The sequence below is a fragment of the Phyllobacterium sp. 21LDTY02-6 genome (assembly GCF_023554255.2).
GTDB lineage: Bacteria > Pseudomonadota > Alphaproteobacteria > Rhizobiales > Rhizobiaceae > Phyllobacterium.
The window spans coordinates 852497-866347 of the sequence record NZ_JAMJWD020000002.1; the positions used below are offsets into that span (position 1 = coordinate 852497).

Annotated in this window: 11 protein-coding genes; 5 read left to right on the top strand and 6 right to left on the bottom strand. The window is 63.6% G+C overall.

Annotation, left to right across the window (positions count from 1 at the left end; translation table 11 throughout):
• Positions 1 to 107: 107 nt before the first annotated feature.
• A complete protein-coding gene (locus M8997_RS10490; RefSeq protein ID WP_250020147.1) occupies positions 108 to 710 on the bottom strand; it encodes a CDP-alcohol phosphatidyltransferase family protein in 603 nt (200 codons plus the stop codon).
• Positions 711 to 902: 192 nt separating this feature from the next.
• Here M8997_RS10490 and M8997_RS10495 point away from each other — a divergent pair, with 192 nt between their 5' ends.
• Positions 903 to 2663: a bifunctional diguanylate cyclase/phosphodiesterase gene (locus M8997_RS10495; protein ID WP_250020148.1), complete on the top strand. Its 1761-nt coding sequence runs from the start codon at positions 903 to 905 to the stop codon at positions 2661 to 2663.
• A gap of 64 nt (positions 2664 to 2727) precedes the next feature.
• Here the strand turns inward: M8997_RS10495 and M8997_RS10500 are convergent, their stop codons facing one another.
• Positions 2728 to 3024 carry a hypothetical protein gene (locus tag M8997_RS10500; RefSeq protein ID WP_250020149.1) on the bottom strand — a complete coding sequence of 99 codons (297 nt, stop codon included), beginning with the start codon at positions 3022 to 3024 and terminating at the stop codon, positions 2728 to 2730.
• A gap of 397 nt (positions 3025 to 3421) precedes the next feature.
• On the opposite strand from M8997_RS10500, the gene M8997_RS10505 reads away from it, so the two are divergent.
• On the top strand, positions 3422 to 4228 hold the full coding sequence (locus tag M8997_RS10505; RefSeq protein WP_250020150.1) for a Ku protein: 807 nt from the start codon (positions 3422 to 3424) through the stop codon (positions 4226 to 4228).
• A 19-nt stretch (positions 4229 to 4247) separates the two neighbouring features.
• On the opposite strand, the gene ligD is transcribed toward M8997_RS10505, so the two are convergent.
• The 4 genes from ligD to M8997_RS10525 form a co-directional block, all read right to left on the bottom strand.
• Positions 4248 to 6833 (bottom strand): DNA ligase D, encoded by a 2586-nt coding sequence (gene ligD / locus M8997_RS10510; RefSeq protein ID WP_250020151.1) that lies wholly within the window; start codon positions 6831 to 6833, stop codon positions 4248 to 4250.
• A gap of 3 nt (positions 6834 to 6836) precedes the next feature.
• Positions 6837 to 7685, bottom strand: a complete 849-nt coding sequence (locus tag M8997_RS10515; protein ID WP_250020152.1) for a Ku protein — start codon at positions 7683 to 7685, stop codon at positions 6837 to 6839.
• Positions 7686 to 7764: 79 nt separating this feature from the next.
• Entirely contained in the window at positions 7765 to 9048 is a 1284-nt protein-coding gene (locus tag M8997_RS10520; RefSeq protein ID WP_250020153.1) for an MFS transporter, read from the bottom strand.
• On the bottom strand, positions 9045 to 9722 hold the full coding sequence (locus M8997_RS10525; RefSeq protein WP_250020154.1) for a FadR/GntR family transcriptional regulator: 678 nt from the start codon (positions 9720 to 9722) through the stop codon (positions 9045 to 9047). The genes M8997_RS10520 and M8997_RS10525 overlap by 4 nt, the downstream gene beginning before the upstream one ends.
• Before the next feature lie 194 nt (positions 9723 to 9916).
• Here M8997_RS10525 and M8997_RS10530 point away from each other — a divergent pair, with 194 nt between their 5' ends.
• From M8997_RS10530 to pstA, 3 genes are all read left to right on the top strand, one after another.
• Complete coding sequence (locus M8997_RS10530; protein WP_250020155.1) at positions 9917 to 10960, top strand: substrate-binding domain-containing protein; 1044 nt, start codon at positions 9917 to 9919, stop codon at positions 10958 to 10960.
• Between the two features lie 83 nt (positions 10961 to 11043).
• A complete protein-coding gene (pstC, locus tag M8997_RS10535) occupies positions 11044 to 12510 on the top strand; it encodes a phosphate ABC transporter permease subunit PstC (RefSeq protein ID WP_250020156.1) in 1467 nt (488 codons plus the stop codon).
• The gene (pstA, locus tag M8997_RS10540; RefSeq protein ID WP_250020157.1) at positions 12507 to 13823 is read left to right on the top strand and encodes a phosphate ABC transporter permease PstA; all 1317 of its coding nucleotides are present in this window, start codon (positions 12507 to 12509) and stop codon (positions 13821 to 13823) included. The genes pstC and pstA overlap by 4 nt, the downstream gene beginning before the upstream one ends.
• Positions 13824 to 13851: the final 28 nt, after the last annotated feature.

Sequence of the window (13851 nt, forward strand, 5' to 3'; positions counted from 1 at the left end):
GTGAATTTCCCCCCAATGCCGGTCGTTGTCGGGTGCCGGCCGATTGGCAGATAGAACAATCGGCGAGGCAAAAGCAAGATGCCGTTTCGATGGATGCGGGTCGCCGCTCAGCCGGCGCGGGCGAGGCCGGCGCGGATGCGGTTGACCATCGTATAGAGCGAGACGAGGGCGAGCACCGGAAACAGCCACTCGAACCAGCGCGGGACGAGTTGCAGGGCGATGAGGACCGCCAGCACGCCCAGCGCCAGCGCGCGGTCGCTCTTGCCGAACGGACCGTCATAGATGCGCCCGGCGCCGACCATCGTCCCGAGCACGCCGGCATATTCGACGAGCAGCGCGGCGATGGCGAAGGCGACCACGCCGGCAGCCCCGAAAGGCGCGACGAGCGCGAAGGGCAGGATCAGCGCCACATCGGAAACCACATCGCCGATCTCGTTGAGATAGGCGCCGAGCTTCGAGGCCTGGCCGAACTCGCGCGCCATCATGCCATCGATGGCATTGAGCGCCATGCGGACGAAGAGGATGACCGGCACGATCCAGAAGATGCCGGGATTGGCGGCAAAGACCGCCATGGCGATGCCGCCCGCCACCGACAGCGCCGCCGCGCCGAGCGTCACCTGGTTGGCGGTCATGCCGGCCTTCACCAAGTGGCTCACGAGCGGACGCAACAGGTTCTGGAAGGCGGGCTTGATCGAATAGAGTGTCGGCATGGGCGGCTCGCTGGTTGGATCCTTGACATGGCGCAGGCGCCAACCCGATCTATAGCCAAATCCGCAGGTCTCGGTAAGTGGCCCGGCGCCCGGACGAAAATGCAACTGCGCCTTGAAAAACAATGGTTTCTTAAACGAATACATTCAGGATAAGCTCGCAGGGGAGCAGGTATAAGAAGCCAAAACAGAACGATGGTCAGATCGGAACGGGAATTTCAAGCCATTCTGCGGCGGCTGGAGCTTGCGCTCGATGCCTCGCAGATCGGCGTATGGGAGCACAATGTCGATACGGAAGAGCTGCATTGGGACGTGCAGATGCACCGGCTCTACGCCACCGGCCTCTCCGTACAGAAGGTAAATTCGGCGCTGTGGCTGAATTCCATCCACCCGGACGACCGGGCGCGGGCTCTCGAGGATTTCAACCGGGCGGCGCGCAATCATGGCGACTATTCCTCGGATTACCGCATCGTCTGGCCGGATGGCAGCATTCACTACATGCGCTCGCGCGCCTATCGCTACGAAGACGGTGCGGCGACGACCTATATCGGCGCGGAATGGGACGTGAGCGCGGATGTGCAGCTCAATCGTGAGTTGCAGAACCAGACGGCAATCGCCGAGGCGCGCTCGATCGCGCTGGAGGCAAGCACGGCGCAGATCGCCTATGCGGCGGAGCACGACTACCTGACCGGCCTGCCCAATCGCCGCTATTTCGACAAGCGCCTGCGCGAACTGGTCAAGGCCGATGTCGAGCGCCTGGCGGTGCTGCATGTCGATCTCGACTATTTCAAGCAGGTCAATGATACGGCCGGCCATGCGGCGGGCGATTTCGTGTTGAAATCGGCGGCGCTGATGGTTGCGTCGGTGGTGCCGTCCAGCGGCTTCGTCGCGCGCATGGGCGGGGACGAGTTCGTCGTCGTCCTGCCGGATTTCGGCTCGCTGGCCGAACTTGAAATGGTGGCGCAGCATATCGTTCGGCTGCTCAAGCAGGGCGTGACCTATGGCGAGGTCCTGCTGCAGACCGGTGTTTCGATCGGCGTCGCCTGGACCGATGACGGCCGGTCGGAAAATCTCCTGGCCGAGTCCGATCTTGCGCTCTACCGCGCCAAGAAGCGGGGCCGCAACCGCGTCGAATTCTTCGCGCCGCATCACAAGGTCGAGCTTTCGCGGGACCGGCGCATCGCCGAACACGTGAAACTCGGCCTGAAACGCGGCGAGTTCATTCCGCATTACCAGGTGCAGGTGGATGCCCGTTCCCAGCAGATCGTCGGCATGGAAGCCCTCGCGCGCTGGCAGCACCCGACGCGCGGTTTGCTTGACCCGGAAGCTTTCCTCAAGGTCATGGCGACGCTTGGTCTCATGGCCGAACTCGACACCGTCATTCTCGAACATGTGCTCAAGGATCGCAGGACATGGCAGGGGTGCGGCCTTTCGGTGCCTCGCATCGCCGTCAACACATCCGCGTCGCGGCTGTCCGATCCCGGTCTTTCCGAGCAGTTGCGCCATCTTCGGATCGAGCCGCACTCCATCTCCTTCGAATTGCTGGAATCGGTGTTCCTCGACGAGATCGACGACGACGTGCTGATGAACATCGCCACGCTCGAGCGGATGGATGTCGATATCGAGATCGACGATTTCGGCTCGGGCCATGCCTCCATCATCGGCCTTTTGAAGCTGAAGCCGAAGCGGCTCAAGATCGATCGCCGGCTGGTAATGCCGATCACCACATCGCGCGAGCAGCGCATCCTCGTCCGCTCGATCGTCGACATTGCGAAGGCATTGGGCATCGGCGTCATTGCAGAGGGCGTCGAGACGCCCGAACATGCACGGCTGCTGCGCCGCCTCGGCTGCGATACGCTGCAGGGCTATGCCATTGCCTATCCGGCGGCCGCCGCGGCAATCGGCGACCGGTTGCTGGCCGAACAGAGCGCGGCAACGCTCGTCCTCAGCCGCTGAGACCTCATATTACCGTACTCCGCATTGCCCGGTTGCGCCGGGCAATGCCTGTCTCGCCAGGGTGCTAATGCCGGGTATCGGAGGTGAGCCCCGAGGCCGCGGTGCGGGCCAGGAACGGCTTGTGGAAATGTCCACGCGCCGCGAGTACGCCGAGCTCGCGGTTGGCGGCCATGGCCGCCAGTTCCTCCTCGTCCCGGATGCCGCTGTCGAACAGCGTCAATATGGTACGGGCCAGCTCGTTGCACCTTGGATGAGTCTTGGGACAACGGTCGAGCATGCGCGACGCCCGTTCATGGGCCGCCTGCATGATTTCCCAATCGCTCGAAGCGAATATTCGTCGATCCTTGTCAAGTAATGCCATTACACGCCTCCATTTTTGTGGCGCAAGCGCGAGGGGTGACAGACGCTGCGATCGTCGGGTCCGCGCTCGGCAATGATGATGAAGCTAAGCGCATTTTTCCTGCCACATCAAACCGAAAATGATTCGCCTGCATGGTCGCGGACTTACCGCACCGCATCATCGCGAAGCCGCGGCGGGAATTTGCAGGAAGGGTCGCGGCCAGGTTCTGGCGCGGCGGTCCGCCTTTGCGGATCGCCTGGATTGTAACCGATAGTTGCTGCATGATGGGGGTGGTCGAACTGCGTTTTACTGTTCCTGTGCCGGCCCCTTGAAATGCCGGACGCACGACACCGGTTCCCGCCGTGGAACCAAATATGCCGGCTGTCCGTTGTCGGCACTGGATCGGAAAGGTACGCCCATGGCGCCGCGTTCATTCTGGAAGGGGTATCTGAAACTGTCGCTCGTAACGTGCCCGGTGGCGATGTCGCCGGCGACGACCGACAATGAGAAGGTCAAGTTCCATACGCTGAACCGCAAGACCGGCAATCGCGTCGTCAGCCAATATGTCGATGCCGTCAGCGGCAAGCCGGTCGACGAGGACGAGGAGGTCAAGGGCTATCAGCGCGGCGAGGACGAATATATCGTCCTCGAGGATGACGAGATCGATGCCGTGGCGCTCGAAAGCACCCGCACCATCGACATAGAGATGTTCGTGCCGCGCGACAGTATCGGCTGGATCTGGTACGACAAGCCGCATTATCTCGTGCCGGACGATCCGGTGGGCGAGGAAGCCTTTTCCGTCATACGCGATGCGATGGCAGCCACGGACCGGGTCGGCATTTCGCGGCTGGTCATGTATCGGCGCGAGCGCGCGGTGATGCTCGAGCCGCGGGACAAGGGCATCGTGCTCTGGACCCTGCGCTATGGCGACGAGGTGCGCGACCAGGAAGCCTATTTCGAGAAGATCGGCGACAGCAAGCCCGATGGCGAATTGATGACGATGGTCAAGAAACTGATCGACGAACGGACGAAATCATGGGAACCGAAGATGATCGAGGATCCGGTGCAGGACCGGCTGCTCGATATCATCGCGGCCAAGAAAAAGGGCAAGCGCGCTGCCAAGCCGAAGCCGGCGGCCGGGGCGGAAGAGCCGAGCAATGTCATCAATATCATGGACGCGCTGCGCAAGAGCCTCGCCAGGGAAGGCAAGGGCAAGAAGGGCTAGGCCGCATATGGGAGCCTCGCTATCGCCGCTTTGATGGCGTCTTGCGCGCCAGCGGCGCCTCGGCCTTCCTGAAATCCGCCCACGGATTCTTCGACAGCGCCGCGAGGCGCGTCGGCGTGTTGAGCACGGTGAAATAGGCCGGCCCGATCCCCGGCGTCAGTTCCTCCCAGTCGAGAGGCATGGAAACGGCGGCGCCGGGACGGGCGCGGGTGGAGTAGGGCGCCACCGCCGTTGCGCCGCGCTGGTTGCGCAGATAGTCGATGAGGATCTTGCCCTTGCGCTTCGATTTGGTGATCGTCGAGACATATTTGTCCGGTGTATCCGCCGCCATGGAATCGGCGATCGCCTTGGTGAATTCCTTCACCTGCGGCCAGTCGGCCTTGGGCTTGAGCGGCGCCACCACATGCAGCCCCTTGCCGCCGGAGGTCTTGAGGAAGGCGTTGAGGCCCGCCTGTTCCAGCCTCTGGCGCGTCTCCTGCGCGGCCTCGATGACGTCTTGCCATTCGACGCCATCGCCCGGGTCGAGATCCATGATGATCGTATCCGGATGTTCCCAATCGGCCACGGTCGATCCCCAGGGATGGATCTCGAGCACGGCCGACTGGACGAGCCCCAGCAGCCCATCGAGATCGTTGATGCTGATGAGCGGCTCCTCGCTCTCCTCGTCCGTTGCGTCCTTGACCAGCACGATGTTCTCGTTGAGCCCCTTCCACGCATGTTTCTGGAAGAAGCTCTGCCCGGTGATGCCTTCCGGACCGCGCAGCAGCGCCAGCGGCCGTCCGGTAACGAAGGGCGCCATGCAATCCCAGACCTCGGTGTAGTAATCCGCCAGCCCCTGCTTGGTCACGCCTTCGTCCGGCCAGTAGATCCGATCGGGATGAGTGAGCTTCACGGCGGGCTTCTCCTCTCTGGGTTCGGCCTTGGCAGTGGCCGCCGTCGTCTCGCGCACCACTTCCGTCGGCTCCTTGTCCTCGCGCAGGCCGCGAAACGCCGCATGGCGCAGATTGTTGTCGGCTGTCCAGGCGCGGAACTCCACATCCGCCACAAGCTCCGGCCTGGTGTAGCGCACCTGCCGCGCGGCGTCGGCGCCGAGCTTTTCGGCGAAGGGGCTGGACGGGATGCGGATGCGCTCCAGCCGCCTGAACAGATCCTCGGCGACGCTGGCGCTGTAGCCGGTGCCGACCCTGCCGACATGCTCCAGCTTCCCGCCATTGTAGACGCCCATGACCAGCGATCCGATGGCCTTGCGCGAGGTCGTGGAGGGCACATAGCCGGCAATGACGAATTCCTGCCGCGACGAGCATTTCGACTTGATCCAGCTCTTGCTGCGGCCGGAGCGATAGGGCGCGTCGCGCAGCTTCGAGACGATGCCCTCGAGGCTGAGGCGGCAGGCATGGCTGAGGACGGTGGCGCCGCTTGCTTCGAAGTGGCCGCTATAGCGGATCGGCTCGGCGCCGGCGCCGACGAGCTGTTCCAGCAGCCGCTTGCGCTCGATCAGCGGCGCATTGGTGATGTCATAGCCGTCGAGATAGAGCATGTCGAAGACGTAGAAGACGAAACGGTCGGTGCGGCCCTCGCTCAGATCCCCTTGCAGGGCCGAGAAATCCGAGGCCCCGCCGGCGTTTTCCACCACCAGTTCGCCATCGATCAGGGCGGTTCCCATCGGCAGCGCCTGGAACGCGGCGGCTATCTCCTTGCCGAACTTCTTGGTCCAGTCGAGGCCGCTGCGGGTGAGGAACTTCACCCGGCCTGCCTCCACCCGGACCTGGAGGCGGTAGCCGTCGAACTTGATCTCGTGCAGCCAGCGGTCGCCTTCCGGCGGCTTGGGCGAAAGCGAGGCAAGCGTCGGTTCGACGAAATCCGGCAACGGCTTCTTCTTCGCGCCCTTGAGCGATGACGGATCGGGCATGGCATCGGTTTCCGTCGTGCCGGCCGCCTCGCCGGCATTGCCGGTTCCATTCGCTTTCCTTGCCCCATTTTTCTGCCTGGCACGGGGTTTCTTTTCGATCTTGCCGGTCCTGGACGACCAGCCCGGCGCGTCCTTGGAGATTTCCTCCAGATCGCGGCCGGTCTTCACCGAATCCGGTTCCTCTTCGAGGATGTCGGGGGCGTCGGCCGCGCGGGCAACCTCGTCCTCAGCCTTGATCAGCAGCCAGTTCTCGCGCTTTTCGCGCGGCCTGCCATGTATCCGCACGAGATGCCAGCGGCCGCCCAGCTTTTCGCCATGCAGTTCGAATTCGAGATGGCCCTTCTTGTAGCCGCGGTGCGGATCGCCGACGGGCTCCCACGTGCCGCGATCCCACAGCAGCACGGTGCCGCCGCCATATTCGCCCTTCGGGATCGTGCCTTCGAAATCGCCGTAGTCGAGCGGATGATCCTCGACATGGACCGCCAGCCTCTTCTCGCCCGGCACGAGGCTCGGTCCTCTCGTCACGGCCCAGCTTTTCAGCACGCCGTCCATTTCCAGGCGCAGATCGTAATGAAGCCGGGTGGCGTCGTGCTTCTGGATGGTGAAGCTGTTGCCCGCCTTGCGTGCCTTGCGGCCGCGCGGCTCCGGGGTCGATTTGAAGTCGCGCTTCCTCCAATAGGTCTCCAGCGCGGGCATGGATCAGCTCGCTTTCCGGCGGGCCGGTTCTGCCGTGGCCTTGCGCGCGGTTTTCTTCTTCGGCGCCGCCGTCTTCTTGCCGATGCCGGCGCTTTCCCGCAGGGCTTCCATGAGATCTACGACCTTTTCGGATTTGCGCGGCTTCTGCTTCGGGATGGCCTTGCCTTCCATCTTCGCCTTGACCAGCTCGGCCAGCGCCGCCTCGTAGCGGTCCTCATATTCGGAAGGATCGAAGCTTCCATGCTTGGTTTCGATGATATGCTTGGCAAGATCGAGCATTTCGCCCTTGATCTTCATGTCTGGAATGTCGCTGAAGGCTTCCCTGGCCGAGCGCACCTCGTAATTGAAGTTCAGCGTCGTCGCCACCAGGCCACGACCCTCGGCGCGGATGAGGAAGGTCCGCACGCGGCGGAAGATGACCGTCTGCGCCAGCGCCATCACCTTCTTGGCCTTCAGGCCCTCACGGATGAGGTTGAATGCTTCTTCGCCATGCTTGTCGCTCGGCGCCAGATAATAGGGCTTGTCGAAATAGACGTCGTCGAGATCGGCGCTGGGGATGAAGGCATCGACCGCCAGCGTCTTGTCGCTTTCGGGCACGGCTGCGGCCACTTCTTCAGGTTCGAGCACGATATACTCGCCGCCGGAAACCTCGTAGCCCTTGGTCTGGTCTTCGCGCTCGACCGGCTTGCCGGTAGAACTGTCGATGAATTGCCGGTGCACGCGGTTGCCCGTCTCGCGGTTCAGCGTGTGAAAGGCGATGCGGTCCGAGGTGGATGCGGCGGTGTAGAGCGCTACCGGCGCCGTCAGCTCACCGACCTTGAGAAAGCCCTTCCAGTTTGCCCTTGGTGCCACGATACGCTCCCATACTCACCAACGAAGGGAATGCCGGTGGAGCGCATTTTGTTCCGGGCCTCTGCAATCTATGGCCCGGTCAGTCTCTGTCCGCCAGTTCCACCGTGCGTGCTCCGACATGGAGGGCGCGGCCCGCGCCCCACCCGAAGATCGCCGCGGCAAGGCCAAGAAAAACGAACAGAAAGGCAGTCGCTCCGTAACTCTCCGTCAGGCTGTGGATCAATCCTACCAGCAGTGGGCCGATGGCGGCAAGCATGTAACCGATACATTGCGCCATGCCGGAAAGATGGGCGGCGACATGGGGATCGGGCGAGCGCAGCACGATGATCGTCATGGCCAGCGCGATGAGGCCGCCCTGGCCGATGCCCTGGACGATGCCCCAGACCCAGAGGCTGGAAATCGGCGCGAACAGCACCCCGAGGAGGCCGACCGTCGCGCAGGCGACGAGCGCGGCGCCGATAAGGCGCTGGTCGGCGCAGCGCACGGCAATGGAAGGGATGGCGAGGCAGGTGAGCACCTGCGCCATGATAGACAGCGATGCGAGGCCGCCGGCGGCGACGGCATCGAGCCCACGGTCGCGAAGAATGGGCGACAGCCAGCCGAAGACGCAATAGGCCAGCGACGACTGGAAGCCCATGAACAACGTCACCTGCCAGGCGAGGCGATCCGTCCAGAGGCCTTCCACCTTGAAGCCGGTCCGTTTCACCCGCACCTTGCGTCCGGCGGCAAGCGGCAGCCAGAGCAGGGCGACCGCAAGGGCAGGGACCGCCCAGAGGCCGAGCGCCAGCGACCATGAGCCGGATGCGAGATTGCGCAAGGGCACGGTGAGGCCGGCGGCCCCGGCAGCGCCGGCGCAGAGCGCCATCGTATAGAGCCCGGTCATCATGCCCATGCGCGAGGGGAAATCCCGTTTCACCAGGCCGGGCAGAAGGACATTGCCGGTGGCGATGCAGGCGCCGGCAAGCGCCGTCCCCGCGAAGAGAAGCGGCAGGGACGAAAAACCGCGCAGCGCCGTGCCGAGCGCCAGCAGCAGAAGCACGACCAGCAGGGTGCGCTCGGCGCCGATCCGCTGCGCCAGCTTGGGCGCCAGCGGCGCGAAGACGCCGAGGCAGACCACGGGAAGCGTGGTAAGGACACCGGCGCCGAAGGAGGAGAGGCGTGTCTGCTCGATGATTTCCGGCAGCAGCGCCGAGGCGCTCGAAAACAGCGGTCGCAGGTTGAGCGCGATCAGCACGAGGCTGAGACCGGTGGCGATCGCGATGGCGCGGTTCGGGAAAACCGGCGGGCGCGGACTGGGCTTGCTGTCCAGTTCGGCATCGATCAGCTGTTCGCCCGACAGGTCGGTGGCGATCTGGCGGTTCATGATGCCAGCAACCGGTCGAGCTTGGCGATGATGGGCGCCATGAATTTGCGCGCGGTCTCCGCCGCGAAGTCCGGCTTGCCCGAGGCTATGGCGTCGATGATGGCGACATGCGCCGCCATGTCGGGCTCCGGCAGTTCGCCCGTCACCGTCGCCTGGATGACGTCGCTGATCGAGGCCGAGAAGAAATCGTAGACTTCGAGCAAGGCCCTGTTGCCGGAGGCGGTCACGACCGCGCGGTGGAAGGCGAAGTCGCGCTGGATATAAACCGAGCGGCGGGAAGGTTCGTATTCGCCGCGCCGCGCCAGCAGGACGCGCAGGTCGGTGATGGCGTCGGGGTTGGCGCGCAGCGCTGCAAGCCGCGCTGCCTCGACTTCCAGCGCGCACCGGGTCTCGACCTGGTCCCGCAGGCTGGTGCGGCGCATGCGCAGCATGCCCTCTTCGACGTCCAGCGTCGATTTCACATAGGTGCCGGAACCCTGGCGCGTCTCGAGCAGCCCCTTGGCGGCCAGCACCCGCACGGCTTCGCGCACCGGGCCACGGCTGACGCCGAGCATGGCGGCGAGTTCGGTCTCGTTGGGGATGCGTTCGCCGACTTTCCAGCGGCGCGAGACGATCTCGGCGCGGATATTGTCGATGGCGGCATCCGCAAGATTGGTGCGGTTGACGGATTGCATGCGAAGTCCTCAAGTCATCTGATGATTTGATCATTAGACGATAATCCGGCCGCCGTCAAACAGGCGCAACGGGCGTCCGCGACGGGAATCCCGGCGACGTGCGCAGAACTGTTAAATAACTGTCATATGACTGTTATATTGGTCCTATAGACGGCAGTCGTCACACGGATTTTACAACCCCAGGAGCTGCTCCTATGACCCAATATTTCTCCAAAGCCGCTTTGCTTGCCATTGCGGTGGCCGCCTCGACAGGCGCCGCATCCGCCCGCGACCAGATCCAGGTTGCAGGTTCCTCCACGGTTCTTCCCTATGCCAAGATCGTTGCCGAGGCTTTCGGCGAGACCTTCCCGAACTTCAAGACCCCGGTCGTTGAATCCGGCGGTTCGGGCGCAGGCATCAAGGAATTCTGCAAGGGCGTCGGCGAAAACACCATCGACATCGCCAATGCTTCGCGCGCCATGAAGGATACCGAGCTGAAGTCGTGCGTCGATGCCGGCGTCAAGGACGTTCAGGAAGTTCGCATCGGTTATGACGGCATCGTCTTCGCCACGGACATCAAGGGCCCCGATTGGGCACTGAGCCCGAGCGACGTATACCTGGCCCTCGCAGCCAAGGTCGTCGTCGACGGCAAGCTCGTCGACAATCCGAACACCAAGTGGAACCAGGTCAATCCGAAGCTGCCGGATTGGGACATCGCCGCCTATATCCCGGGCGAAAAGCACGGCACCCGTGAAGTCTTCGAGGAAAAGCTCCTCGCTGCCGGCTGCGAAGCCACCAAGGCATCCGAGACCATCGCAACGCTCGGCCTCGACAAGAAGGCTGCTGCCGCAGCCTGCATCGCCGTGCGCAAGGACGGCAAGGCGATCGACATCGACGGCGATTATGCCGAGACGCTCGCCCGCATCGATGCAAACAAGACCGGCGTCGGCGTATTCGGCCTGGCATTTTACGAAAACAATGCCGACAAGCTGAAGGTCGCAACGGTCGACGGCATCGTGCCGAGCACCGAGACCATCTCTTCGGGCAAGTACCCGGTTTCGCGCCCGCTGTTCTTCTACGTCAAGAAGGCACATCTCGGCGTCATCCCCGGCCTGAAGGAATATGTGGATTTCTTCCTCGACGACCAGATGGTCGGTGAAGACGGTCCGCTGGTCGAATACGGTCTCGTCGCTGCCCCGGAAGCGGAACGCAAGGCTCAGCGCGACGCCTTCGCTGCCGGCGAAACGCTCAAGAACTAAGCATGATCGAAACATGCGGCCGCCGCGAGGTGGCCGCATGGTCTTGTAAAATCTGAATTGGCGGACGGATCGAGGAAGCCCTGATGTCCACATTGCTGGTATTTGTGATTGTCGTTGCCATAGGCATCGTCGGCTATTTCATCGGCCGGCAACGCGCGGTGCACAACGAGAAGTCGGGCGCCAAGGCGCATTCCCTGCCGCACTATCACGGATGGTGGGTCTTTCTCGTTTCCGTCCTGCCCGCAATCATCTTCCTCGGCATATGGGCATCCGCATCCAGCCTCTATCTGGAGCGCAACGCCATTTCGAAACTTCCCGTCCACAATGCGGAAAGCGTGATCGCCAGCCAGAGCCTCGAGATCGGCATGGTCAGCGGCATTGCGCGCGGCCTCGCCCGCCTCAGCGAGGAGGAAAAGGCCAGCCTGCCGCAAACCTTCGCCGAATTGCGGCCGCTTCTTTCCAGCAAGGGCGTGGCTCTCGCGACGGAAGGCCAGGATTTCATGATCCCGATCGCCGTCGAATGGAACAGGAATGCCACGCGGCTGAGCGTCATAGGCGGCACGATCGCCATTGGACTGGCGCTTGCCGGCGCGATATTCGGCCTGTCGCGCGTCGGGGTGCGCTCGCGCGCCCGCAACAATGTCGAGCGGATCGTGCTCTGGGGCCTGCTCGCAGCCTCGACCATCGCCATCCTGACCACGGTCGGCATCATCCTGTCGATGCTGTTCCAGACCATCACATTCTTCCAGTCCGTATCGCCGCTCAATTTCTTCTTCGGCACCGTCTGGGATCCGCGTTTTGCCGATGCCGGCTCCGGCGGCTCGCAGGGCCAGTTCGGCCTGATCCCGCTTCTGGCCGGTACGCTCTATATCGCCTTCGTCGCCATGCTCTTCGCGGTCCCGGTCGGGCTTTTCGCGGCCATCTACATGGCGGAATATGCCAGTCCCAAGGTGCGCTCGGTGGTCAAGCCGCTGCTCGAGGTGCTGGCGGGCATCCCGACCATCGTCTACGGCTTCTTCGCCCTCGTCACGGTCGGGCCATTCCTGCGCGATTTGAGCGCGGCGCTGGCGGGCGGCTATGCCTTCATCCAGGCGCAGAGCGTGCTTACCGCCGGCATCGTCATGGGCGTGATGCTCATCCCCTTCGTCTCCTCGCTGTCGGACGACATCATCACCGCCGTGCCGCGTTCGCTGCGCGACGGCTCGCTCGGCCTCGGGTCGACGCCTTCCGAAACCATCAAGCGGGTGGTCCTGCCCGCCGCCCTCCCAGGCATTGTCGGCGCCCTGCTGCTCACGGCCTCGCGCGCCATCGGTGAAACGATGATCGTGGTGCTGGCAGCGGGCGTCGCCGCGCGGATCACCATCAATCCCTTCGAGGCGATGACCACGATCACGGTCAAGATCGTCAACCAGCTGACGGGCGACCTCGAATTCAACTCGCCGCAGACCCTCGTCGCCTTCGCGCTTGGCCTGTCGCTGTTCTTCATTACCCTGGCCATGAACATCTTCGCACTCTACATCGTGCGCAAGTACCGGGAGCAATACGAATGACCGATACGACACTCAATGCCCCGGCCGTTGCGGCCAGGCCGGCCCGGCGCGATATCGGCCTGAAGCGCCGCTATGCCGCCGAGCGCCGGTTCAAGATGTACGGGATCATCGCCATCGCCATCGGCATCTTCTTCCTGGCCGCACTGTTGTATTCGGTCATTTCGAACGGCTACACGGCGTTCTGGCAGACCGAGGTCAACCTGGCGATCAATTTCGATCCGGAAGTCATCGATCCCGACAACAAGCGCGCGACCGATCCCTCGGTGCTTTTGACGGCCAATTATCCGGTCCTGGCGCGCAATGCGCTGGCCGAGAAGCTCGGCGTCAGCAAGACGGACCGCCCGGCCATGCGCGAGATGAGCAAGCTGTTCTCGGATGGCGTGCGCGGCCAGCTGCGCGAGCTCGTTGCCGCCAATCCGTCGCTCATCGGCACGACGCAGAATATCTGGGTCCTGACCGGCGCGGACATCGATTCAGCCTTCAAGGGCCAGATCGACATCAGCGTCGAGGAAAGCCGCCGCAAGGTCTCCGACCGGCAGCTCGGCTGGATGGAGCAGCTGAAGGGCGAGGGCGCCATGACGCAGCGCTTCAATTCCGGGCTCTTCACCTATGGCGCGTCGAGCCGCCCCGAGACATCGGGCCTCGGCGTCGCCCTGGTCGGTTCGCTCTACATGATGCTGATCGTGCTCGGCCTGTCGCTGCCGATCGGTGTCGCCGCGTCGATCTACCTGGAGGAATACGCCAAGAAGAGCCGCCTCACGGACATTATCGAGGTCAATATCAACAATCTCGCGGCCGTGCCCTCCATCGTCTTCGGCCTGCTCGGCCTCGCGGTCTTCATCAACTTCTTCAACCTGCCGCGCTCGGCCTCGCTGGTCGGCGGACTGGTGCTGACGCTGATGACGCTGCCGACGATCATCATCGCCACCCGCGCGGCCTTGCGCGCCGTGCCGCCATCCATCCGCTCGGCGGCGCTCGGTGTCGGCGCCTCGAAGACGCAGATGGTGTTCCATCACGTCCTGCCGCTCGCCGCGCCCGGCATCCTCACCGGCACGATCATCGGCCTTGCCCATGCGCTGGGCGAAACGGCGCCGCTGCTGCTGATCGGCATGGTGGCCTTCGTCGCCAACAGCCCGGTAACGCCGCTCGATCCGGCAACCGCGCTGCCGGTGCAGATCTATATGTGGGCGAACGAGGCGGAGCGCGCCTTCGTCGAGCGCACCTCCGGCGCGATCATCGTCCTGCTGCTGTTCCTGGCGGTCATGAATATAACGGCTATCATCTTGCGCCGGCGCTTCGAGCGTCGCTGGTAAAACGAAAAGGCTTGTCCTATGAACCTGA

Excerpts from the sequence above, each read along its gene's own strand:
- M8997_RS10490 (WP_250020147.1), bottom strand. The coding sequence starts at position 710 with ATGCCGACACTCTATTCGATCAAGCCCGCCTTCCAGAACCTGTTGCGT.
- M8997_RS10495 (WP_250020148.1), top strand. The coding sequence starts at position 903 with ATGGTCAGATCGGAACGGGAATTTCAAGCCATTCTGCGGCGGCTGGAG.
- M8997_RS10500 (WP_250020149.1), bottom strand. The coding sequence starts at position 3,024 with ATGGCATTACTTGACAAGGATCGACGAATATTCGCTTCGAGCGATTGG.
- M8997_RS10505 (WP_250020150.1), top strand. The coding sequence starts at position 3,422 with ATGGCGCCGCGTTCATTCTGGAAGGGGTATCTGAAACTGTCGCTCGTA.
- ligD (WP_250020151.1), bottom strand. The coding sequence starts at position 6,833 with ATGCCCGCGCTGGAGACCTATTGGAGGAAGCGCGACTTCAAATCGACC.
- M8997_RS10520 (WP_250020153.1), bottom strand. The coding sequence starts at position 9,048 with ATGAACCGCCAGATCGCCACCGACCTGTCGGGCGAACAGCTGATCGAT.
- M8997_RS10525 (WP_250020154.1), bottom strand. The coding sequence starts at position 9,722 with ATGCAATCCGTCAACCGCACCAATCTTGCGGATGCCGCCATCGACAAT.
- M8997_RS10530 (WP_250020155.1), top strand. The coding sequence starts at position 9,917 with ATGACCCAATATTTCTCCAAAGCCGCTTTGCTTGCCATTGCGGTGGCC.
- pstC (WP_250020156.1), top strand. The coding sequence starts at position 11,044 with ATGTCCACATTGCTGGTATTTGTGATTGTCGTTGCCATAGGCATCGTC.
- pstA (WP_250020157.1), top strand. The coding sequence starts at position 12,507 with ATGACCGATACGACACTCAATGCCCCGGCCGTTGCGGCCAGGCCGGCC.